The 24,888-nt window shown below is 37.2% G+C and carries 18 protein-coding genes; 12 read left to right on the top strand and 6 right to left on the bottom strand.

From position 1 onward, the window contains the following. The 9 genes from H4075_RS09910 to H4075_RS09950 are packed head-to-tail and all read left to right on the top strand — an operon-like array spanning nucleotide 1 to nucleotide 13,735. Nucleotides 1-2,013 carry an ATP-binding protein gene (locus tag H4075_RS09910; RefSeq protein ID WP_182806354.1) on the top strand — a complete coding sequence of 671 codons (2,013 nt, stop codon included), beginning with the start codon at nucleotides 1-3 and terminating at the stop codon, nucleotides 2,011-2,013. Between the two features lie 5 nt (nucleotides 2,014-2,018). Then, on the top strand, nucleotides 2,019-3,353 hold the full coding sequence (locus tag H4075_RS09915; RefSeq protein ID WP_182806355.1) for a hypothetical protein: 1,335 nt from the start codon (nucleotides 2,019-2,021) through the stop codon (nucleotides 3,351-3,353). 27 nt (nucleotides 3,354-3,380) lie between these two features. After that, entirely contained in the window at nucleotides 3,381-5,984 is a 2,604-nt protein-coding gene (locus H4075_RS09920) for a UvrD-helicase domain-containing protein (protein WP_182806356.1), read from the top strand. Further along, nucleotides 5,981-6,823 carry a PD-(D/E)XK nuclease family protein gene (locus tag H4075_RS09925; protein WP_182806357.1) on the top strand — a complete coding sequence of 281 codons (843 nt, stop codon included), beginning with the start codon at nucleotides 5,981-5,983 and terminating at the stop codon, nucleotides 6,821-6,823. Before H4075_RS09920 ends, H4075_RS09925 begins: the two co-directional genes overlap by 4 nt. A 25-nt stretch (nucleotides 6,824-6,848) precedes the next feature. Then, nucleotides 6,849-8,705, top strand: a complete 1,857-nt coding sequence (locus H4075_RS09930; protein ID WP_182806358.1) for a site-specific DNA-methyltransferase — start codon at nucleotides 6,849-6,851, stop codon at nucleotides 8,703-8,705. 8 nt (nucleotides 8,706-8,713) lie between these two features. Next, complete coding sequence (locus H4075_RS09935) at nucleotides 8,714-11,761, top strand: restriction endonuclease (RefSeq protein WP_182806359.1); 3,048 nt, start codon at nucleotides 8,714-8,716, stop codon at nucleotides 11,759-11,761. A gap of 19 nt (nucleotides 11,762-11,780) precedes the next feature. After that, entirely contained in the window at nucleotides 11,781-12,419 is a 639-nt protein-coding gene (locus H4075_RS09940) for a uracil-DNA glycosylase family protein (RefSeq protein WP_182806360.1), read from the top strand. Nucleotides 12,420-12,436: 17 nt separating this feature from the next. Next, nucleotides 12,437-13,006, top strand: a complete 570-nt coding sequence (locus H4075_RS09945) for a hypothetical protein (RefSeq protein WP_182806361.1) — start codon at nucleotides 12,437-12,439, stop codon at nucleotides 13,004-13,006. A 3-nt stretch (nucleotides 13,007-13,009) separates the two neighbouring features. Further along, nucleotides 13,010-13,735: a hypothetical protein gene (locus tag H4075_RS09950; RefSeq protein ID WP_182806362.1), complete on the top strand. Its 726-nt coding sequence runs from the start codon at nucleotides 13,010-13,012 to the stop codon at nucleotides 13,733-13,735. A 31-nt stretch (nucleotides 13,736-13,766) separates the two neighbouring features. Here the strand turns inward: H4075_RS09950 and H4075_RS09955 are convergent, their stop codons facing one another. From H4075_RS09955 to H4075_RS09980, 6 genes are all read right to left on the bottom strand, one after another. After that, nucleotides 13,767-14,306 (bottom strand): DUF1643 domain-containing protein, encoded by a 540-nt coding sequence (locus tag H4075_RS09955; protein WP_182806363.1) that lies wholly within the window; start codon nucleotides 14,304-14,306, stop codon nucleotides 13,767-13,769. Between the two features lie 59 nt (nucleotides 14,307-14,365). After that, the gene (locus H4075_RS09960; RefSeq protein WP_182806364.1) at nucleotides 14,366-15,064 is read right to left on the bottom strand and encodes a uracil-DNA glycosylase family protein; all 699 of its coding nucleotides are present in this window, start codon (nucleotides 15,062-15,064) and stop codon (nucleotides 14,366-14,368) included. Nucleotides 15,065-15,258: 194 nt separating this feature from the next. Further along, complete coding sequence (locus tag H4075_RS09965) at nucleotides 15,259-16,941, bottom strand: BUD32 family EKC/KEOPS complex subunit (RefSeq protein WP_182806365.1); 1,683 nt, start codon at nucleotides 16,939-16,941, stop codon at nucleotides 15,259-15,261. Next, complete coding sequence (locus tag H4075_RS09970; protein WP_182806366.1) at nucleotides 16,941-17,681, bottom strand: PP2C family serine/threonine-protein phosphatase; 741 nt, start codon at nucleotides 17,679-17,681, stop codon at nucleotides 16,941-16,943. Before H4075_RS09970 ends, H4075_RS09965 begins: the two co-directional genes overlap by 1 nt. Continuing rightward, nucleotides 17,681-18,529 (bottom strand): vWA domain-containing protein, encoded by an 849-nt coding sequence (locus tag H4075_RS09975; RefSeq protein ID WP_182806367.1) that lies wholly within the window; start codon nucleotides 18,527-18,529, stop codon nucleotides 17,681-17,683. Before H4075_RS09975 ends, H4075_RS09970 begins: the two co-directional genes overlap by 1 nt. A 423-nt stretch (nucleotides 18,530-18,952) precedes the next feature. Next, nucleotides 18,953-19,972 (bottom strand): P-loop NTPase family protein, encoded by a 1,020-nt coding sequence (locus tag H4075_RS09980; RefSeq protein ID WP_182806368.1) that lies wholly within the window; start codon nucleotides 19,970-19,972, stop codon nucleotides 18,953-18,955. A gap of 404 nt (nucleotides 19,973-20,376) precedes the next feature. Here H4075_RS09980 and H4075_RS09985 point away from each other — a divergent pair, with 404 nt between their 5' ends. From H4075_RS09985 to H4075_RS09995, 3 genes are read left to right on the top strand one after another with little or no spacing between them, the layout of a single operon-like run. Next, entirely contained in the window at nucleotides 20,377-22,671 is a 2,295-nt protein-coding gene (locus H4075_RS09985; RefSeq protein WP_182806369.1) for a glycosyltransferase, read from the top strand. Between the two features lie 15 nt (nucleotides 22,672-22,686). Continuing rightward, nucleotides 22,687-24,120, top strand: coding sequence for a tyrosine-protein phosphatase (locus tag H4075_RS09990; protein WP_182806370.1), 1,434 nt, complete (start codon nucleotides 22,687-22,689; stop codon nucleotides 24,118-24,120). Further along, nucleotides 24,120-24,821, top strand: coding sequence for a WG repeat-containing protein (locus H4075_RS09995; RefSeq protein ID WP_182806371.1), 702 nt, complete (start codon nucleotides 24,120-24,122; stop codon nucleotides 24,819-24,821). Before H4075_RS09990 ends, H4075_RS09995 begins: the two co-directional genes overlap by 1 nt. The last annotated feature ends 67 nt before the right edge of the window (nucleotides 24,822-24,888 follow it).

Consider the following 24,888-nt stretch of genomic DNA (forward strand, 5'->3'; position numbering starts at 1 on the left):
ATGTCTCAAGGATCTGTAACCCAATTGTTAAATAACACATCTATCAGCGGCAATCCGATCGAATCTTTAAGAAGCTTTCTGGATACGGAAGCACGCATGGAGGCTGCAAAGCAATTAGACAAAATGCGATTTGTTGGGTATGTACTGGAATTAGGGTACGACACAGCAAAAATAATCACAAGTGACCCATATAAGCTTGCTGTTGGAGGAATTCCCCGTGGCTCTTTCCTCATTATGACACCCATTAATGCAGGTAATACACCATTGCATTTTACTTTGCTGCGTGTAAATGGTGTGTCGCCAACTCCTCTTACAATGCAGGTTCAACAAACTTACTTTGAGCTTCATAAGAAGTCTATGCCTGAACTGGACCGATGGACACAAAGTGAATTACAATGGGGTGCTTTAAGCTGTAATGTGCTGGGTATGTTTTATGCAAACCCAGGAGACAATCAAAAGCTTGCTTTTTCGGGTGACGTTAATAATGTTGTAAGTGCTCACAGGTACAAAGTCTTTGCACCCGATGATGAATTATTGAAGTTAATCGTAGACGGAATGGTAAATATCGATCATAAGTATTCGATTGGTGTGTTGAGAACTATGGAATGTGGATTGTTCAGCCCAGGCGCAGCTGGAAAAATTCCTGTTTCAATATCGATGCGTGACTTTATGGGAACTCGTACGGCTATGTTTGGAAAAACAAGGTTAGGTAAATCGAATGTCGTAAAACTAATTGCTCAGGGGCTGATAGAAACTACAGGTACTAAAAAAAATGTTGGTCAGATAATTTTTGACATTAATGGTGAATATGCAAATGATAATCCGCAAGATGGAAACAAATCTATCCGCTCAGCGTATGAGGACCGTTGCAAGGTATATGCCCTTACGGAGAGAGCTGAAACACCGTCGCTCCCATTAAGATTAAATTTTTACGAGCAACCTGATAGCATTATCGAGGTCATTGCCTCGATGTTAGCAACTGACAACAAAAATGCAAATTATATAAAAAGCTTTGCTAGTGTTAAGCTTCCTGCAATCAGTTCCATTGTTACAATGGAAGAAGGGGATAAGTGCAGGGCCATCAGGAAAGTTCAATTATTTTGGGCGATTCTGAAAAAAGCCGGTTTCCCAGCTGATGAAAGGAAGCTCAGGGCACTCGGGCTGACAAGCCGAAATGCCAAAAACTTTAATCCGTCATTTAAAGCAGACTTAAGAACTCAGGCTTATTTGCATCAAGGGCAAAACGCCGCACCTGCCCAGCCAGATTCATTAGATCAACTTGTTACCGAAATGGAGGTAATGGCCCAGTTTCGCCGTGATAATGGCAGCAGTCCACTTTTAAAATCAGGTAGCGGAAAAGATATTTTTGACGCTGATGATGTAGCAATGTTGGACTTCTTAAATCCCAATTCTGGTTCTGGGCCTTCGATATTAAGGTCTTACATCACCTACCATTCACCCAATGCCGGCGATTTTTTAATTGAGATACTCAAATTAATTGATGTTGGGACCACTGTGATCTTAGATCTTGGCAATGCTACAGATCAGATCAGGAGGTATTTTGCTGATATGATTTCCAAAGAGGTTTTCGGGCACCAGGAAAAAAAGTTTGTAGAAAATAAACTGGAGGATCATTTTATCCAATTATATTTTGAAGAGGCACACAACCTATTTCCGCCTGACGGGAAAGATCTAACAGGAGTGTATGCACGATTCGCCAAAGAAGGTGCTAAGTTTCATGTAGGTATGATATACTCGACACAGTCGCCATCAACAATTAATAAAGAATTACTTGCACAAACGGAAAACTTCTTTGTAGGTCATTTGTCGAGTCAGGATGAAACAAGGGCATTGTCCAGAGTTCAAATTGCATTCGACGGTAGCGAAGAGGATATTTTAAAAGCGAAGACCCCCGGGTACATGCGGATGTTAACCATGTCACACCGATTTGTCATCCCTATCCAAGCGAATAAATTCGAAGCCACAGCTTCTGTTGTTAAACCATTAAATTAACTATCATGCCTTACTCATCTGGAACCCGCCTCCCTGGCGAAATGGCTTCTAAACTAGGGCATATTTCCGTCATTGAAAGTCCCTGGGTTCAATCGTTGGTCGAGGATTTCGAAAGTGCAGAATTCAATAGTGAAGAGGAAGCAACTGAAATATGGCAGGAGTTCGATGCGAATAATATCCTGCCTTTAAGAAACATCTGGGCCGTAGACGGTTCGTTCGTAGCAGTTAAGACCTCTGGAAAGCCTCAAAAAGAAGTGTCATTTGTAAAGACTGCACTTCTTACAGTAGATAGATTAAAGCTTGAAAAAATTGATAAAGAACATCCGCATCCTTTATTAATGCAGGACATCTTAAGAGACAGCGCAATTTTTCATGCTACTGTCTTCCCACTTAAAAACGTAAGGACATCACTTGGCTCAAATTATGACGCCATTCGTAACATAGTAAATGATTCTTTAAAGGTTGATGATAACGGAGTGTTTTACGAAACTTTAAAATGGTTATCGTATCGAAAATGGGATACTACTGAATTTAATAGCCCCGGGTTTGAATGTCCCCACTGCCATTTTAAAAACGACAAGGGCCTGCCGTTTGATGCTGACCAAGGCAACTGCGAAGACTGTGATAAACCAATCTTTCTTACAGACATGATCGGGTTTCATTTAGATATGGATGAAGATAGCGCTCCGGACTCGGTTGCTTCTGCTTACATGTTAGTAATGGAACACCTGATGCTTTTTACTCCAATACGTTTGTTATGGTCCCATTCAGACCAGAACATTATCTCTGAGACTTTATTTATAAAAGACGGACCATTAACCTTACGAAGCCAATATTCTAAGCTAATACCCAACATCCGAGCTTTTATTCAACATGCTAAAAATATTAAAAGGCCACTTCATATTATTGGACAGGAAAAAAGCGGGGCTTTCTTTGATCATCTGGCTTCGATTGTTCAAACTGTTGCCCCACATGATCGTGGGGAAAAACTATCATTTGCTCCGCTAACACATGACTACGTTCGTCGCCAGGTTTACCGTTCTCCAGACCTCTCAAACCCGTATGGTAAAAGAACCAACTGGGGAGAAAAACTCTTTGTAAAAATAGATCCAGGAACTTATATGGTGTTGAATGTGCCTACAGGAATTTATGTTGATGATGGTAGTTTCCCCCTTGCCACTGATTTGATCGGTTTAGACCGAATTCTCGCCACCTTGCCTGAAATTGTCAGTAGCAAATTTGAAGGAGCTTTATTTCCTGTTGAATTAGCAAATGGGGTTGCATCGATGTCGAGTTATCCATCAGCCAAAATACTTGAAAGATTTTTGGACGGAAGATAAATTTCTTCAAAAACCTTTACATTATAAATGAATAAGAGGGTAAATATCACAATCGAGGAATTATGGGCAATCCATAAGTTTTCACCGAACGACAATCAAAGGGAGGCCATTCTTTATGGGGAAGGTCCTCTATTGCTTACTGCAGGTCCGGGTTCAGGCAAAACGAGGGTACTTCTGTGGCGAACATTAAATTTAATTGTTTTTCATGCTGTGGCGCCTGAAGAGATATTTCTGGCAACCTTCACTGAAAAAGCTGCTCAACAACTAAAAGATGGACTGCGTACGCTCCTCGGAACAGTAACTAATCTTACCGGCAAGCCTTATGATATTTCGAAAATGTCATTGGGCACAGTTCACTCAATTTGTCAATCATTGATAACAGATAGAAGGTTCTCTTCGGGACGTGTTCGAAAAAATTCCCCCATTTTAATGGATAGCCTTTCGCAATACTTTAAGATTTATCAAAAAAGATTTTGGCAGGAATTATGGGTTAGTGGTGAATTTACTGATGAAGAATCTGCTAACCTCGCTATCACAAAATATTTATTAGGCAAAGAGATCAATTCCCGTCATGTTGCGGTAACCGAATGTATTGCCCTCTTTAATCGATTTTCTGAAGAGAATATCATCCCGGACGCTGTCCAAACCAATGACGTTTCTTTGAGGGGATTATTAAAAATGTATTCCTATTATAGAAATTCACTTCAAATTAACCCTAACACAAAACAAGTCGATTTTTCACTGTTACAGCAAGAGGCTTTCACGGCTATAGAAAACTTCACTCATTCCGGCAATGTATTCAAATACCTGATTATTGATGAGTACCAGGACACAAATGCTATTCAGGAGAAATTATACTTTTCGTTGGCGAAGGGTTCAAAAAATATTTGTGTAGTGGGTGATGATGACCAAGCCCTGTATCGCTTTCGAGGTGCTACTGTAGAAAACCTTGTTGAATTTGAAAACAGATGCAAGCAGAATATTGGAATAAAACCCAAACGGATTGACCTTGATATAAATTATCGTTCAAGAAAAAACATCGTCGACCTCTATACACATTTCATCGTTCAAACAGACTGGAAAAATCCAACAAAGAAGGGAAGTCATTTCCGTGTACATGATAAAGTAATCAAGGCACACAGCAAGGACGCCAAACCTTCGGTAGTAGTTTCAGAAAGAGACAAAGCAGATAACGTATATGCTGAAATCGCCCAGTTGGTAGTCGATTTAAAACGGACTGGGAAAATTACTGACTATAATCAATGTGCTTTCCTCTTTCCCTCGATGAAATTCAGAGGTGAAATTAATACAAGGGTTGCAGGTTTTCAGGCAGCATTTGAAAATTTAGGCGTTCCTGTTTACGCACCACGTGCAGGAAGTTTTGTAGAGGTAGATGAAGCAAGGGCCATCTTTGGATTGTTCCTGAAAATATTCGATCGACCTCACTATGGCGCTACGGGCAGCCAAAATATCATCAAATTCCGTAATTGGATGATTGGATGTATGCAATATGCTGATAACTTAATGAAAGAAGATAAACTGCTGAAAGAGTATGTTGAAGATAGAAAAAACGATGTAGCCACCGCTTTAGCTGATTACAATTTACTGCTTGCGTTGGTTAAAAAGAAGAAATGGAATGTAAAAGACCCTTTCCAGTTTTCTATGATCAGGGATTTCGCAGAAGTGGCAAAACTCTCACCTAAAGCGAAAAAGAATCTCACCAATTCTTACTTCAGAAAAGTTATTGAACTAAAAGAAAAGGAAAACAAACCATACAGCATTGATTACATCATCAACCGTACTACCTCATTGGATTGGACCGTATTGGATTTATTCTATCAACTAAATGGCTTTCGCCATTTCAGGGACATGTATCTGCTGGCAGAAGACGGTACAGATGAAGGTCCGGTTTGCAACCTTGGCTTGCTGTCGCAATACCTGTCACGGTTCATGGAGCAATACGGAACTTTATTGACTGCATCTTTCATGTCAGATGAAAAATTTGTTCGGGTATTCTTCGCCTCGTACGTTTATGCATTGTATCGCCTTGGTGAAAGTGAATACGAAGATGCAGATGATCCCTTTCCAAAAGGCAGGGTTCCTTTTTTAACCATTCACCAATCAAAAGGCCTTGAGTTTCCGGTAGTGGTATTAGGTGCTGTTTACAAGGGGGAGAAACCGCCAGATAAAAAGGAAGTAATTGTGCGGCATTTATTGAATAAAGAAGGAGAACCTTTAGATCGTATTTCTCACTTCGATAATATGCGAATGTTTTATGTGGGTCTTTCCAGGGCGCAAAACCTTTTGGTATTGCCCCGATATACTTATGCTGCTGCAGCCACAGATATTTTCAAAAACATTTTTGAAAACTATCCACTACAGAAGATTGCTGACCTTGATTTAAAGCATATACCCGTGGCAGATGAAGCGAAGCAGGATTTAGGCAAAAGCTACAGTTATACTTCCGACTATCTGTTGTATAACAAATGCCCGAGAAATTACATGATCTTCAAAAAATATGGCTTTGTACCTTCCCGTTCCCAAACAATGCTGTTTGGCTCATTGGTGCACCAAACGATTGAAGATCTGCATCACTTATTAATTTATGAACGTAAAAACGCTGCTGTATGATGACAGATCAGGAAATAGAAAAAAGGCTGGCGGAAATTTTTGCCCAGAACTATGAGCTGTTGAAGATGGAAGGAGGTCATGCTCTTACAGAAGCGGGTCAAAAAGATGCCTTTAACCAGGTGCTGTACTATTATCGGAAACTAAAAGAAGTTGCTTCCAAAGTAACTGATACGGAAGTAAAGCTAACCCTGCCTGATCAGAAAACACCCGATGGAAGAAGCTTCACTATTGAAGGAATTGTAGATATTGTTAGGGAAGAGGACGAAGTGTGGATGTACGATATAAAAACACATGATCCTTTTTATGTGATGGCAAATAAGCACCTCTATGAAAAGCAACTCAATGTCTATGCGTACATCTGGGAAAACCTGCGGGGCAATCCATTGGACCATACTGCCGTTATTTCAACAGTTATTCCGGATGCACTAAAGGAAGCCGAAAGTGTAGGCGATACAGCCCGGATTCAGAAAGAATTGACGAAGTGGGAACCAGTAATCGAAATTCCATATAAAGAAGATAATGTAAAAGATACCATTCACGATTTTGCTTTGGTGGTTGACAATATTGAAAAGCATTGCTTTACCCCACCACCGTTGAAGGTACTGGATGATAAAATCTATGGCACCAACAGCAAATTTGCCACCCGCATTTGCCGTAACTGTGATGCCCGTTTTTCCTGTAGCTCATTCAGAGAATATGCCACTAAACTGCAGAAAAGCGGCACCATGAATTTTAAAAAATATTATGAGGATTTTGGAACAGATGCTGAGCAGGAAGAATTTATTAATGCATCTATTGACCTGGATAAAATAAACAGTATACCCGAACTACCACAATAAATATTCACCAGTACATTATTTAAACATGGCAATAGAAAGAGTAAAGCCGGCTTTTCATTTTGAAGCAGAACGCATAGAGCAATTAAAACAAATTGCACCGGAAGCTTTTGCTGATGGCAAAATAAATTGGGAAACCCTGCAGGAGGCATTGGGTACATATTTAGAAGAGGAAGATATAGCCGCTGAACATTTTGGTCTCTTTTGGCCAGGGAAGAGAGCAGCCCGTAAAATAGCCAGTACTCCGAGCGAAGGCACATTGATTCCTTGTCCAGGAGAGGGAGTTGATGAGGAAAATACACGGAATATTTTTATTGAAGGTGAGAACTTGGAAGTTCTAAAGCTTCTCCAAAAAAGTTACGCCAATAGAATCAAGATGATTTATATAGATCCTCCATATAATACGGGAAACGATTTTATCTATGAAGATGATTTTACAGAAACAATTGATGAATATTTGAAAAGGACAGGGCAATTAGATGAAGAAGCAAAGCCTGTTTCTATTAATTCCAAATCTGATGGGAGATTTCATTCTAAATGGCTAAATATGATGTATCCACGATTGCGTTTAGCAAGAAATCTTTTACGTGACGATGGGTTGATATTTGTAAGTATAGACGATAACGAAATTTATAATCTTAGAATGCTTATGAATGAGGTTTTTGGGGAAGAGAATTTTGTAGAGCAAATTTGCTGGAAGAATAAATATGGTGCAGGAGCTCAAACAAGAGGCTTTATTAGTGTGCACGAATATGTTTTATGTTACTCAAAAACTTTAATAAGCAATTTAGAATCTCCGTTAGACGAGGAAGCGAAAAAAGCTTACAATAAAAAAGATGACAAATATGAAAAACGAGGTGGGTATTTCACTCAACCATTGATGACTAATTCACTTGGCGATAGGCCGAATCTTCAATATTCAATTTATTATGATGGTGAAGAAATTGTACCTAATAAGCAATGGGTTTGGAGTCAAGAACGACTTTTATCGGCAATTGAAAGCAATGAAGTCGTATTTAATAAGCAAAAAGATGGCTCATATAGTGTTAGGTCTAAACAATATTTAAAAGATGAAAATGGAATAGAGCGAAAAGGAAAGCCACTCTCTGTTCTAAATGGCCCTTTTACTCAAGAGGGGACAGCGGATATCGCAGATTTGTTCGGATACAATCCATTCGGTTTTGTTAAACCTGTAAAACTAATTGAATACCTTTTTTCTTTTGTTGTAAATGAAAAGGAAGATCCAGAAGGAATTTATCTGGATTTTTTTGCTGGCTCTGGAACAACGGGACAAGCTGTTATGAAATTAAACAACTCATTAGGGTTTAAACGGAAATACATCTGTGTTCAAATGCCAGCTGAAATTATTGAAGATTCAAACGGTAAGAGGGCGGCTAAAGACCTAAAAGAAAAAAATAAACCTACAGTAATATCAGAATTGACAAAAGAAAGATTAAGACTTGCTTCGAATCAATTCAATGAAGGATTTAAAATCTATAAGTTGCAAAAATCAAATTTTAATATTTGGAAGAACTATTCAGGAAGCGACTTAAATGAGTTACAAAAGTTATTTGAAAGCAATACAACTCCGCTTGTTGAAGATTGGGAGCCGCAAAACTTGCTTACTGAAATTCTCTTGATTGAAGGATTTCCATTAGATAGCAAAATTGAAGTAATAAGTGATTATAAGAAAAATGAGGTTACGATGGTTACTTCCAATTTCTGTGAACACAAACTGCTTGTCTGTTTGGATAAAAATGTATATGCTGAAACAATAAAAAATCTTCAACTAGACGATGATGATATTTTCATTTGTTTGGATAGTGCCATAAACGATCAGGATAAAGTTACACTGCAAGACAAGGGCTTAATCAAAACTATCTAATTGCTGGTATGGCAAAAAATATTAAACTGAAATTTGAAAATAACCAAGAGCATCAGAACATTGCTGTAAATAGTGTTGTTAATTTGTTTGAGGGCTTTTCGCAAAATCTAATCGTGAATGAGTTTAGTTCTGACATTGCTCCAAATATCGAGCCTTTTTATAATCTCGAAGAAAACTGGCTATTAGACAATCTACAAGCAGTACAGGAAGCAAATAGTTTGCAACCAGGTCTTGCGTTAGATGTAGATGATGGTCCCATGCTCGATATTGATGGGTATAATACGCACCGCTTTCCGTGCTTTACAGTAGAGATGGAAACCGGTACAGGTAAAACCTATGCTTATCTCAAAACGGTTTTTGAGCTTAACAAGCGTTATGGCTTCCGCAAATTCATCATTGTAGTGCCAAGTATTGCAATTTACGAAGGTGTTTATAAGACGATCGAGATCACCAAAGAGCATTTCAAAACATTGTATGGCAATACTACGATGAATGCCATCAAATACGATGGCCAACAGATTGGTAAGGTGAAAGATTTTGCAGTCAATCCTTATATCAACATCATGATCATGACGATTGATGCTTTCAATAGTAAAACGAATAACCTATACAAGCCAACAGAGAAATTACCAGGTGAAAAAAAGCCTTATCAATACCTGCAGGAAACAAAACCGATTTACATACTGGACGAAAGCCAGAATTATTTATCACCTAAAAGCAGGGAGGCATTACGAACACTCAATCCTTTATTTGCAGTTAATTATTCTGCCACACCAAAAGAAAAACCCAACCTTATTTATCGCCTCAGCCCGGTAGATGCATTTAAGCTAAACCTCGTAAAGAAAATACAGGTGGAAGGTGTAACAGAGCAACACAACCTAAATGATAAAGACCTGAGTGTTTTACTGGAAGAAGTTGTGAGAAATGGCAATACAATTCAGGCAACCCTGAAAGCTCACTGTATGGTGAACGGAGCTAAACAACTAAAGTCAATCACCCTCAAAAAGAACGATGATCTTTTTGATAAAACGAAGAATCCGGATTTTGAAGGGTTTCTTGTGGAAGATATAAACCTGAAAACGCAACAGGTAATGTTCTCGAATGGTTCTACGTTGGGGAATGATCAAACGCAGGGCATTACCCTATCTAAAACAGAAATATTCAGAGTACAGATTGAACAAACCATTAAGTACCATATCGAGCGTCAAAAAGCATTAAGAAATAAGGGGATAAAAGTATTATCGTTATTTTTTATTGATCGGGTTGATAATTATGTACAGGATGATGGAATTATTAAAAACCTTTTTGATAGTGCCTTTGATAAATTAAAGCATTTAGATAAGCATTATGCCAAGCTTGAAGCAAGACAAGTGAGACAAGGTTATTTTGCTAAAAAGAAAAATAAAAAGAAGGAAGAAGAGTTTGTTGACACTGCTATTTTCAATAATGACAAAACAAAGGATGATAAAGAAGCAGAGAAACAGGCGTACGAACTCATCATGAAGAATAAAGAAGTGCTGTTGAATTTCTCAGAAAATGTTTCATTCATTTTTGCTCACTCAGCATTAAGAGAAGGTTGGGATAATCCAAATGTTTTTCAGATTTGTACCCTTAATACGGCCACCTCAGAAAATCGTAAAAGGCAGGAGATTGGTCGTGGCCTTCGCCTCTGTGTAAACCAAGACGGTGAACGGGTACAGGAAGAAGGTGTGAATGTATTAACCGTGATAGCTAATGAGCATTATGAAGAGTATTGTAATGACCTGCAAAAAGAATATCGTGAAAGTGGTGATGTTGCACCAACCAAGCCTAGCAATGCCCGCAAAAGCGATGCAAAACGTAATGATAAAGTATTCAATTCTAAAGAGTTTAAAATCTTCTGGGATCTATTGGCACTTAAAACCGATTATGAAATAAAACTCGATACCGATAAACTGATTACGGAATGTATCACGAAACTAAACAGCCCGAAAACTGTTTTCCCGGAATCTCAGATTATCATTACCAGGGGAAAGTTTGTTATAACTACTTTTCGTTTCAAGCTAAATAAGGTATCAGTTGGGTTAGCTCAGATCGATATTACAATTTCAGATACGAATGGGGTTGAGAATGTTATCAAAGGTGAATGGTATAAAGTAGGGTATGATTTTGGAACCAAAAAAAGTAAGCGCCTCTCCGGTTACAAAATTGTTGAGATAAAAGAATACAAATCAGATAGTGTAGTTCACTTCGGCAACGGAGAATCACTCTCTCTGGAATCCGATATTTTGCACACTGATAATAAAGGGCATCAGTCAGAATCAATCACCAAGCAGGAGGCGCAAACCAGTTATCCAGTTTTTAACATCATTGATCGTACTAGCAAAGAGACAGGTATTACAAGGCCAACTGTATTGCAGATATTCAAAGGAATGGAAGAAGATAGAAAGAAGCATATTTTTAAGAATCCCGAAGGCTTTACAAGCAAATTCATAGAAGTAATAAAAGAACAATTGGCAGATCATATTGCTGAGGGAATCGAATACAAACTAACAGGTGAATTGGAAACGTACGATTTTGATGAAATGTTCCCTAGTACAAAAAAGTTTCCTCAAAAAGAATTGATTGATGGTTCAGACAATTCGTTATATGACTTTGTTCAAATTGATTCAGGAGTAGAAGAACGTTTTGTTTCAAATATCTTAGTTGAGGATGATAGAAGCGGAAATATTATTGGTTACTTCAAGTTCCCGCCAACCTTTAAAGTACGCATTCCTAAAATTATTAAGAACTATAATCCTGATTGGGGAATACTAAGGAAAAGTAGAGACGGCAAAACGTCGATCAATCTTGTGCGTGAAACGAAAGGTTCTTTGATTCCTGAGCAATTACAATGGCCAAGTGAAAAAAGAAAAATTAAATGCGCTATCAAACATTTTGAGAAGTTGGGAATCAATTACCGGCAGGTAACGTCGGATACACTCAAATATTGGGAAAACAATAAACCAACGCAATCGTATAGACTGGATCTGGAGCAAGAGAATGATCACCTATTATATGATGAAGGTAAAATTTAATAACTATTAGCTCAATCACATGAAACGAGGCAGACCAAGAAAGCATCAGTCATGGGACAATAGGGTTGAAACTCATCCCTGGAAAAGATTCCCTGAGATAGATAATGACGCTACACAGTTAATCCTTGGTAGCTTTCCTCCGAATAAATTTACCGACTATCCAAACCGGCTCTCAAGATGTGATGAGCAGTTTTTTTATGGCAGCAAGGACAATGCTTTCTGGGATCTGTTTATTGTTGCAAAAGATTTAGCGTTACGCTGGCCGGATCATTTGGAGGGGCTTAAAAATTGGCTTTCAACAAACAAATGGATTATAAGCGATATTTTATTGACCACAACAAGAAAAAAGGATTCTGCTACTGATTCCGATTTAGTGCCTGTCAAATGGAATACAGAAGTGATTAATCGGATACTTACAAATAATCCAATTCAAACAATACTGTTCACGAGTAACTGGGTGAAGAATAAGTTTGATCAAGAAGTGAAGAAGGAATTATCAGCATTTACCGGATCATACCGTGAAGTTGTATTGATATCACCATCGCCAGCAGGATTAATAAGTACTGAATGGGCAAAAAAGGAACTTCCAATCTTAGATGGAGAGGATTTAGAGTCATACCGTCAACGCTATTATCAATGGGCATTAAATGAGCCCTAATTTAAAACCTTTTAAAAGTGGCTTTAAAAAAACTCCCGTACAAAAATATTAATGAGCTGATACAAAAAAATCTTCCGGATGAAGATGATCAACACACGGTGAACCTATCCCGTTTGCTTCAACCATCCAGACGGCGAGGGTGGCTTACAAAAACTGAGCTGGAAATGATTTGCCGCTGGAAATCTCCCAGAGCTATTCGTCTCATTCAGTCCAATCATGCAGCTACGATTAGAAAGGTTACGAAAGCTGCGTTTCAAGTAAAAGATGAAACAGAAAAAATGCGACTGCTGACTTTGCTAAAAGGCGTTTCAATTCCAATGGCATCTGCTGTTCTTACACTACTTTATCCTAAGCGTTATGGGGTAATTGATATTAGAGTCTGGCAGATTTTACACCAGATGAAGATTGTAGAAACGAATAAAAGAGGTACTGCATTTCGTGTTGCAGAATGGGTAGAATTATTGGTGCTTCTTCGCAAGCTGTCGAAGCAGTTTGGACAAAGCGTTCGATTGATCGAGTACAGTATTTTTCTTGCACATCAGCGGCACCAGGTAGGAACACTTTACCAAACTTTAAAAAACGATTAATATATGAACGATGTAAAAAACTTTCAAGATCAAATAGCTTTATTAAACGATGAAATCAGAAAAGCTTACTCTGACAATGAGGAAGAAATATTTCCAATCTATGACGGGGCACTAAACCCGGAGGAGTACTTCATGAATCCATCTTATAAAATTCTCTGGTTGATGAAAGAACCTTATGACGGCGGTGAGCGGGAGGGGGAATGGTCATTGCCTGATTTTTTTATCGATGATTACGATCGATTTTATAATGATCTGATTAAAGGTAGTTCAGGTCGTACATGGCAGCCGGCGGTTTATGCATCGTATGGAATTCTGAATAATTTCTCCAATTGGGATGAAATGTCCTACATACGAGATGAGCCATCAATGGTTAAAGTGTTGGGGAAGATAGCATGGGTAAATATTCAAAAACTTCCTTCTGAAACCGGCAAGAAAACCGATATTACGAATGTTCATGATGCTTACAAAAAACACAAAGCGATTCTGAATAAACAGATTGAATTGCTGAACCCGGATATCATCATTTGCGGAAATACTTTTTCGGTTATACGGGAAGATTTGGGTAATCCTGTTACAACCAAGTTTGATATGGTGGAATACTTTTTTAATAATGGAAAACTGTTTATTAACGCTTATCACCCGGCTCAATTTCAAATTTCACGTGAGCGATACGTAAATAACATTATTCAGTGTGCTAAGGAATGGGAAGAGCGGAAGCGAGGAAAATAGGTTTTACATGGTGTACTAGTAATGAGAATAATCATCGAATTCTGTCCTTGACATATTTATGAATGTCAAATGGTTTTGGTTTGTTGGCTGAGCTGAGATATAAGGGATGGTGTGGGTGGCCTTTTTTTGATATATTTCCAATGGTGATCCAGTTGGTATTGAAAGTCGGAGTGCATTTTAATATATCCGCTAAACAATGTATTAAGTAAGGGCGCTTCTCAATAAGTGTTCCCCACGCTGCCCAAATAATTCGTTGCGAAGAATCTTCGAATAAGCTCTTGATGATTTTTAGATTGTTTTGGTGAAGGTTGAGATCAAGATCATGATGTAGCCCGTCTGGGTTGGTTGCTCTTTGTGGGTAGATGTTCAACATAAACCAGCTATCATGTCCGTTTGAGATGCATAGTCTTTCAACTGATCTCAATGTACTATCAAGCTTATTTGGCTCAGCCGTGCTGGGGTTAATACCGAAACAAATCAATGGTTTTTTCCCAACGGTACCGAGAAGATATCTTGCTGAATTGTCAGCATTTATTTCATAAAGCCACTTGTCGTTTAAATGGTTCTTCATTAACTTAATAGTTATTTATGCCGTGGAAGGGAAATTTAAAGTTCTATGCATTGCTAACCTCACGGCTGCTGAAGAATTTTTGCAAGTTGCTCTCTGGCTATTCTTGCACCACCTTGCGATGGGTGTCTTATTTTTAGTATCTGATACTTATTGCTTAAAAGCTTACTGAGAAAAGCAAAACTTTCATTACCTAATGCAATGATAAACGTTGGATTGATAAGTGCAAGTTCTTCAACCAAAAAAGCCTCCTCTTCTTTTGCTCTTTTCCAGAATAATTGTCGGGCAATCCTGTCATCATTCTTCTTATCGCCCGATACTAAATAGGATTTTACCACATCAGTAAAATAGACAAACAAATTGTTACTATTCAACAGATCTTGAAAGGCGGCGTAATAAGGTCCTCTTGGTCGTTCAAGTGCAAATGGTGTTGCAAAAACATATTGCCCAACCCGTTCAATATTCAGGATCCCGTCCGGATCGCTGTTCCTTGGTTCTAAACCCATAACAGCAATTCGAACTGGTGAAGAAAGATTACCGAACCAAACCGGAAGATCAACACGAATATCATTACTTCCTGTAATTATCTTTTCAGCCTGTTGGGTCGTTTTATTTTGCGATTCATAGCCTTGCAAAAAAGTTTCACTCTTTAAGTGATATGCAGGCCAGGTTGCAATGTTATTTACCAGGTTATCATAAAACCTTTCAAATGGGAATCGTTTTCTGTAATGCTTTAGGATGGCTTGTGTATTAATGGGCATGTATTTAGCTACTTTATAAGATTCCTTGGGGAATGTGTTTTAAAATGTCTGTTAGTATTTGATCATGTCTTTTTTGAAAATATCAGATTTCTGAAGTGAATAAGTGCTATCGTTTTTCAGGATGCTCAATAAAACAGCTAGTTATCAAAATAGTTACTAAGTCGGCTGAGAATCTTTACAACTGATTAATACAGTTAATCAGTTGTAAAGATTGAGTATAAAATAAAGCCACCTATTGCACCTGCAATGAAACCGCCAACGTTTTCAGTAATACCAGCTCCAATAAAACCAAAAATAGCAGCAACAACAATTCCAACAGAACAGCCTTCATTTTCCGTTGTAGAAGTTGAAGTCGTTTTGTTTGATGTTTGTGATATTGGTTGATTTGTTTGACTTTTTGTCGTGTGCTGAGCTGGCGGTGTAGGTTTTGGCTTTGATGTAGGAGAAGTTTGTGCGGTGGGTGTGGCCGGGATATTTTTATATATATTATTAAAAACTTCAGCTTCTTTATCCTGTATTTTCTTTCTTTCTTGTATTTGTTCAAGAACAGATTTATGTTTTGCATTTCTTGATCCGATACCTGGACTTATTTTTTTCAAGCTAAGTCTATCTTTAGCTTCCTGTTCATTGTTTAGGATTTGAATTTGTGAGGCCGAATCAATAATCATTTGAGGTCGCTCCGCATAACTTGTTATTATTCCGATTGCAGATACCCATTTATTAACTAATGAGGTAGGCGATTTGCCAGCAGAGGATAATGCGGCTATCCCTTCAGACCAGACTGTTAGTGTAAATGTTTGATTAGGGTAGCTCCCTACATTTAGAAAGTAATATGAACTACCTAGTCGTGTAATTCCTTTATACTGATTCGATATATATCCTATAACTTCTACTTTTTCGCCGAAATGCTCCAAAATAGTGCCTTTCATTTTAGCATCTAAGACATCGTATTGGGAATTTTTAACTGCTATTTTACCAACCTTGTTCTTATCATAATTAAAGCTGCCGGAAATAAACTCATTTAACGATGGGACTTTATCAAAATCAAGATGACAAATTCCAACAAAACGTTCCACCAATGGTTTTATTTCCGCAATCGAATTAAGTTCTGTAATAGCAGGAGAATTGTTTAAGTCTGCAATGTCCTGACTTTTCAGGATTATATTTTCGCCATTATGATATTTCCAAAGTGCTGGTTTAGCAATTAATGCTCTTAAACTTAAATAAATAACAATTGAAGAAAACCTGTCAATTCTTGCGCTATAATGATTTGCTGAGCGTTGGGGGTGTTGAAAATTTGGATGTCCTAATTCATTTGATTTTAAACCGCTTAATGTTGGCAAATACATTCCATCGTAATCAATAAGAAATAAACGATCGTTTTTAACGATGATATTGCCTTGTTGTAAGTCACCATGTGCAATTCCAAAACTTTCCAACTCGGCAACCATATTTAAGAAGTCACTGAGCAATGTTTGCAACTTGGCTTTATTGTTACGATTGTTTTCTAGGTAAAAATTTAAAGGCTCTCCCTCCATCCACTTCATTTTAATGACTGGAAAGAACGTCCCTGACACCCTTATGCCATCTTTCAAATATTTTGCTTCGACAAAATACCTTGAAGGCTTAGATGCAAAGAAACTTGATATCGCTTGGTATCGTCTTTGTATATCAGATATATCTCTAGTAAAGCAGCGAACAGCATAATTCGTCGTAGGTGTTTGAAGCTTGAATGTAACAGTAAATCCTCCTGAATAAGGTTTGGGAAGATCAAACATACCTGTTTCTACTTTTGCAGTTTTCAATTCTGTATCTGCAAATGAAACTCTTGGATTTTGTACTGCTTCGTTATATTGGTCACCTTTAGGTAAAGCCATTATTCAAATTTTAAAAGCACTATGGTTGTATCATCATTTTTAATTCTATTCTCACTACGCTGTTCATTAAGCCAGTTTACAAAATCTAATTCTCCTGAAAATAAAGCCAATAATGTTTGGTAAGCATTCAAACTATTTTCCTCTTGCCACAAAATCCATTGAGAAATTGCATCTGAACCAATAAACACTAAGTCTCCCTTTTGAATTTTATATATTTCTTGGGAAAAGAAAAATTTATCAATGCGGTTATTTCTTTCTTGAACACTACTTAATAAGAATGGCGAGGAACCAAAATCACTTGCTTTTTCAAGAGGGAATTTTAAAACAACTTGTCCTTCTCTATAAATAATAATGTTACTATCCCCTATGGCAGATATGCTGCAATAACCTGATAAAAGAGAAATGGATGTTCCGATTAGCGTTGCAAATGCCCCCATTTCTAACTTTTCTTGAGCATACCAAGGCAAATCTCGCTTATGGACTTTTTCGAGCCATTGTTTTCTTACAGAAGGATATATTTCAACGAAAAATGTATCATTATTAAATTCAAATATGGAAAAGTACTGCACTAGCAGTTCTGCCCATTCTTGGGAGAACGAGCTTTCGGTTGCACCGTCTGAAACTGCAATTTTCAGGACGCTTTCATCATTGGGGTAAGTTAATATAAAAGCATCTTCATTTTCATTTTCGGAATTGCCTTTTTTGCAAGTACTATATGTTTTTGCTTTATATGTTAGCATTATCTTAAAGCAAGAGCATTACTTGGTCTTGTTCCAATATCAATTGCAGTGATTAATAACTCAGGGTCTGCATTTAAAACAAATGCCCTAGCATCTTCTGCGAGATTTAATCCATATTCTTGTTTGCCGACAGTCATCATAAACTCTGGAAGTGGTGACGCACCTTGAAAAAGCATTTCTGCATATTGGTCAGGGAGTGTAGTTGAAGAACCACAAAATGAGATAATGTTATTTGCACGTGCTGATGCGTGAATATTAAATAGTATTACACTACCATCTGATGATGCTTTGCCTTTTAATTTGTCCATTTCTTCTATCGGACTGCCATCAGTACTTTCCCCATCTGTAATATTTATAACAACTGGGGGAAAGCAATCCGGATGGTCAGCCAACCAACTGTCAATAATTCCATTGGCTTTTTGAAATGCTTCTTTCATTGGCGTTCCTCCGTTGTTGATTGCATCAAACCAAATAGGAAATTTAATAGTAGTAGTGATTAAGCCTCCTGCGCCATCATCAATTTTCTTGTTACGTTCTTCAACTCTTGCAGGCGTTTTTGCAATTTCAGAAATTGGCACTAATTCTTTACCAGCAATTGCCCCAGTAAATGCTGGTTTTACGCCATCTGCATTATACCCGATAACGCCAATGTGGTAGTAGTCTCTCACGCCCTCTGATTTTGCACATTTAATTACAAGTTGTTGTAAAAGCTTATTTATGGCATCAGCTACCGCTTGTGATTTGGGTTTTTGGGTTGCCACAAAGTTGTCACTCATTGAGCCCGATTGATCAATAAGAAATAGAAAACAACTAGGGTTGGTTCTGCTAATTTCGGCTGTGTATGCCATATTTGTTATTTATTGGTTTTCAAAATGAAATTTAGTCAAAATGTTATTAAGATAATAGCAAAGTGGAGAAAAGCGTTGGCGCAGCTATTCATCTAATCTTTTTTTTGTTTTTCGTATTCACTACTCAAGTAATACATCAATATTTTTTGGCTTTCCGGCCAGATAATTTGCAGCCCATTTATGTTAAATTTGTTGACCATTTATCTCAAGATCAATAAAGGCAGTTACGTTCATAAGGGTTAAAGGTTTGAATATACCTTATCCACCCTTATTTTCAAAATTCCTCTAGAATAAAGTTGAGTTTTGGTTAAGCTGACTGGTATTCTAGATCTTCATAATAGGATATTCGTAAAATTGAGAGATAAAATTTGGTAATCAGCTGATCGAATGCATAAATGATTCGACGATATAAGGTGATAATTCTTACTTGGGTTTGTTAAAAATTGCTCTGTGTGTCTTTGTTACCTTTTTCTCTGTCCAATTTTTCATTGTACCCTGACCTAACCCTAGTTTTTTTTCTGCTAGTGATATTGTTCCGTACTCTTTTTTACCCCATTTTTTTAGTTGAATTTTAAATTGACCTATTAGGTCATCCATTATATAACCAGGCTTAATTTGAAATATACTTAAATCATTACCGGAATGACTATGTAATTGTGATTTACCTATAAAGTCATTTTTAATATCTTGAACAATTTTCTTTTCAATTTCCTCCGTAATTTTTCTTATCGCCCCGTAGCGTAAAATCCGGTAATTAAAATACATACAAGTGAGTTTGTCTAAATCACGAAATCCACCGTCAAACTTATCAGCATACTCTTCGAGAAATCTGTTCAATGCAATGTTTTTAGGCAAATCTGAAAAATGTTTATAGCGGAGGATTTTATCAAACTTCATTTTTATCCAAGTTGACTTAAAGTCGTTGTGTATATTGTAGGCCTCATCTTTGTATGATGGGAACTCTACTACCAATTGACTTATGCGATCCCAAAAAATACCCTGTAATTGATTTTTATCTTCCCTTAATGCATCTACATCTTTAGCTGAAGTAAAAACTATCCGGATATTGAACTTGTCATTGAATCCGAATTTCCCGTCAGTTGTTGACAGTGCTGCAAAAAGTAATTCCTGTTTTTCGTCCGTAAGCTGCTCTACATCTTCAATTACTAATATTCCGTTTTCATTTTTTTTAAATAAGTCATCTATTTCTTTTTCATTGCTAGGAACTTTGGATGCAGATAAAAATTCTAATGTAACAGTACAATCTTCTTTTGTATGAGTTAGACTAATATCTTTATACACACTTTCAATAGCGTAATGTTTACCAGTTCCTCTTTCCCCAAGGATAATAAGACAAAATTTCCCAGGGTTAACAAGGAATACTTTCAGTTTTTTATATGCTTCTGTCCTTAAAGCTCCTCCTGTGTCCAAGATTTCGTTCATTTTTATTGGCAAATATTTGACAAAAATAGGGAGAAATATTTCCCCATACTACTATTCCACTGTAATTCGATCGAGATTTGGATACATATCAAATTCATCAAAATGATTACGACAAGATTCTCAATCAACCCTAATAATGAATGTAAAGCTGCGAAGGCAATTCCCAGCCAGTCCGCAATTAAGGCAATGTTGGCTTCTGCTAAGAAAGCTCCATTGAAAAAAAATACAGTCATAATTGCTAGATATCAATGGCTTGTTAGGCATAGGCTTTCTTTCCCTATTGAAATGGAATTGCCAAACCTATGCCTAACAATTAAAGATGGGCAGTTGGAGAGGGCGTTCTTCTCAAACGTATTAACTCATGTCATAAAGAAGCAGAATTACTACATTCAAATTTTGAATTAATGCATATCCTCAAAATCATTCACGGATACCCGCCAAACTATAATGCAGGTTCGGAAGTTTACAGCCAGTCGATCTGTAATGAGCTTTCAAAATATCATAAAGTCTCTGTATTCACAAGAGAAGAAAATCCATACAAGCCGGATTTTAGTGTTAGGAAAGAAATCAAAAGTGATAACCTGGATTTCTATTTCGTAAATAATCCGCAAGGAAAAGACGGCTACAGACACAAAGAAATGGATGCTCATTTTGGAAATCTTATCGCTGAAATCAAACCGGATATTGCTCATATTGGCCATCTTAATCATCTCTCCACGGGTTTGGTGGATGAGCTTAATAAACTTAGTATACCAATTGTTTTTACGCTTCACGATTTTTGGCTTATGTGCCTAAGGGGGCAATTTCTCACAAGAGGTATTGGAAATGAAAATAACTTTCAATTGTGTTCCGGGCAACAAGACAACAAATGTGCGACAAACTGTTATAAAGTTTATTTCAGTGGCAGGGAAGAACATGAAGTGCAAGATATTCAGCATTGGAGTTCATGGATAAAGCAGCGAATGGCTGAAACAAAGGCACTCATTAATAAAGTTGATTTGTTTATTGCCCCCTCAAATTATCTGCGTACCAGATTTATAAATGAGTTTTCAGTGCCTGAAAACAAAATCATTTACCTGGATTATGGTTTCCCAACCGAATATTTAACCCAAACCGAAAAATCAAAAGACAATACGAATTTTACCTTCGGGTACATTGGAACACTAATACCTGCTAAAGGAGTAAATCAACTCATTGAAGCCTTTAATCAAATTGATTCACCCGCAACACTCAAAATTTACGGAAGGCAAAATGGACAAAGCGCAGATGCTTTAAAATTGCTTGCAGCAAATTCAATCAATAAAATTGAGTTTGCAGGTGAATACATCAATCACAATTTAGCAAACGATGTTTTCTCCAAGGTGGATTGTATTGTAGTCCCCAGTATCTGGGCAGAAAATTCACCCTTGGTAATTCACGAAGCACAAGCTTGTAAAATCCCTGTGATCACCGCCGATTTTGGTGGAATGAAGGAATATGTTCACCATCAGGTAAACGGACTTTTATTTGAACACCGCAATACAAATTCACTGGCAGAGCAAATGAAGTTTGCGATCGAAAACCCACATTTACTGAAAGAGTATGGTCAGAAAGGGTACTTATTTTCTGATAATGGCAGTGTTCCAGATATTATAAACCATTGCAAAGAATTAGAGAAAATTTACAATCGCTTCACTTTTCCAAAAAACCTTTGGCGTATCACCATTGACACTAACCCAGAAGATTGCAATCTAAAATGTATTATGTGTGAGGAACACAGTCCTTATAGTGATTTTATTCCAACACTCTTCAAAGAAACTGGTGTAAAACGTAGACGAATGAAGTTTGCAACAGTGGAAGATATTTTTCTGCAGGCAGAAAAATTAGGAGTAAAAGAAATTATTCCTTCTACTATGGGTGAACCTTTGCTTTACAAGGAATTTGATAAAATATTTGAACTGGCAGAGCAGAAAAATATAAAAATCAATCTCACTACAAATGGCACTTTTCCTAAAAAAACAGTTGAAGAATGGGCAAAACTGATTGTGCCCAATACCACGGATGTAAAAATTAGTTGGAATGGAGCAACGAAAGAAACATCTGAAAAAATAATGATGGGCATAGACTTTGAAAAGGCAATTGAAAATGTAAAAGGGTTTATCAAATACCGTGATGAATACTTTGAAAATACTGGTTACTTCTGCCGGGTTACTTTCCAACTGACTTTTATGCGAAACAATATGCACGAGTTAGCAGAGATCATAAAGTTGGCTGCTTCCCTCGGTGTAGATAGAGTGAAGGGGCATCAGCTTTGGGCGCACTTTGATGAAATAACAGATCTTTCAATGAAAGCATCAGTTGAAAGTATAACACAGTGGAATGAATATGTGAAACACGCATACCAGGCTCAGGAGAAATATCGGAAACCAAATGGTGAAAGAGTGCTTTTAGAAAATATTATTCCATTAACTGAAGACGAAAATTCAGAAGTTCCTTGGCATTACGAATGTCCCTTTCTTACGAAAGAGCTTTGGATTTCAGCAACTGGAAAAATTTCACCGTGCTGTGCACCGGATAATCTTCGAAAATCGTTAGGCGAATTTGGAAATATTGAGCACACGTCAATTGCAGATGTATTAAAAAGTCCTACTTATTTGGATTTGGTAAAAAACTATAAGTCGAAGCCCCTTTGCAAAACCTGTAATATGCGTAAACCTTAATGAAAAAATAAGTAAATGAAACAAACAGATACGATTAATCAGTTTAAAGATTTAATTCCAAATGTAGCTGCTGTCGAAGTGGCTTTACTCTATGGGTCCTTTGGAAGAAACGAAGCTACTCCAAATTCAGATGTTGATATTCAGCTTTTGGTTAGTCAGGGCTTCGATTACGAAAACTTACTAGTTCAGTTGAAGAATCAGTTTAAAGCGGAAATTAAATCAATTCGTAGCGTAGAGCTTCGAAGTAAAGTCCTGGTTTATTTAAAGGATCAACCTAGAATTGAAATTACTATCTGTAAAGATGTTACAGAGATCGATCGAAACTATCTGGGATCCGAAATAAAGGACGTCGAACAGACAATTCTTTTCGAAAGGCAACCGGAGAGATATTTGGTTAGGCAATACCTGAATCAAATTGTAGCGGATTATCAGAAAAATAAAACTTTGCAACACAAGGAAAAGCAAATTTCAGATTTGATTGATAAATTTATTTATGAGTTTGAAAGTTGCTCAATGATGCATCGCCTAAGTGATAGCTATCAGTTTTATTTTTTTTATAACATTGCGTTGGAGGTTGTAGTGCAGCTAAACTATCTCTCAAAAGGGCATGATAAGTTTAGATTCCTCCCCAAAAATTTCATTGCTAAGGTTTTGAAAAAAGATGAACTAAAATCTTTTTATAATTTGAATGCCACTTTATATTTACCTGATGCTAATCAATGCAAAAGGAACTTACTTGATTTCTTTTACAATTCGATAGAAGGGTTAATTCCATCACAGAAGCTAAATGAGGTAAAGGATTTTTGTGAATGGATTTACGAACGTGATTTCTTTTGGAACTTTAGAGATATAAGTGCTCATAACCCCAAAATCAAAAGTGGTATAGTTTACAGAACAGCAACAATGAGCTTATATCAAAGCGAGCGACGCTTTGATGATTTATTACTTGAAAGGAATATCAAGACGGTGGTTGATCTAAGGGCAGATAGGGAAATCGAGGAAATACCGTATTTGGAACCGGCACTGTTAAAGTTTAGATATGTAAAGGCCCAGTTTGATCCATGGAATCAGCCGGAATGGTTCAAACGGGATTATCATAGCGGCACTAATGAAGAAATTGCCTATCGTTTTTTTGTTATCGGGTGTAAAGATCAAATCAAGGAAGTCCTATTGACAATATTAAATGAGAACGAAGGTTCGGTGATGATACATTGTTTTGCCGGGAAGGACAGAACAGGGATAGTTATGACAATGCTCCATTTATTAGTAGATGAATCAATGGATGTAGTTCGGGCCGATTATTTAGCCAGTGAATCAGATGTAAATCTGAAGTATTTAGACTTGGTACTACAAATCATAAACGAGAGCGGCGGTATTGAAGAATATATCAAGTCATGTGGAGTAACATCAGATCAAATTTCTCAACTAAGGCAAAAATTAACCAACTAATGAAGTGGGAGGATATCAAAGTATCGAGAAGTAATACCTATTTTCTTTTTGAAGGAGAGCAGGTTTTTGACCGGCAGTTTATAGAAGTCTTAAAATTCCATTCACCAGGCATTGCACCAGTGAAGGATGATACAGGATCATACCATATTGATGTCATGGGCAACCAACTTTATTTTGACAGGTATACAAGAACTTTTGGTTTTTATTGTAATCGGGCTGCTGTTGTTCAAAACAAGAACTGGTTCCACATAACAGAGAAAGGCGAGAAAGCGTATTCAGATAGTTATCAGTGGGTAGGTAATTATCAGGAAAATCTTTGTACGGTTCGTGATTTTAACAACCGATATTTTCATATCAATCAAAATGGCTCAAAAAACTACTCAGAATATTATGTGTATGCCGGGGATTACAAAGATGGAATTGCGTGTGTGAAGTTGTCATCTGGATTTTATAGACATATTGATAGTTACGGGGCTTTCTTAAATGAAAAGGAATTCCTTGATTTGGGAATATTTCATAAAAATTTTGCGACTGCAAAAGATCAGCAGGGGTGGCACCATATTGATAGAACTGGGAAAGCAATTTATGAAAACCGCTATGCTGTGGTTGAACCATTTTACAATGGGTTTGCTTTAGTCACAACTCATGATGACCAAAAAAGCGTAATTAACGAAAAGGGAGAATTGATTCTAAAAGTATAGGTACATTTTAGTAGCATACATCAGTTTGCAAATATTTGGTTTAACTATTCTACAGATTTACCTAATT

It is taken from the genome of Lacibacter sediminis (genome assembly GCF_014168535.1).
Classification (GTDB): Bacteria; Bacteroidota; Bacteroidia; order Chitinophagales; family Chitinophagaceae; genus Lacibacter; species Lacibacter sediminis.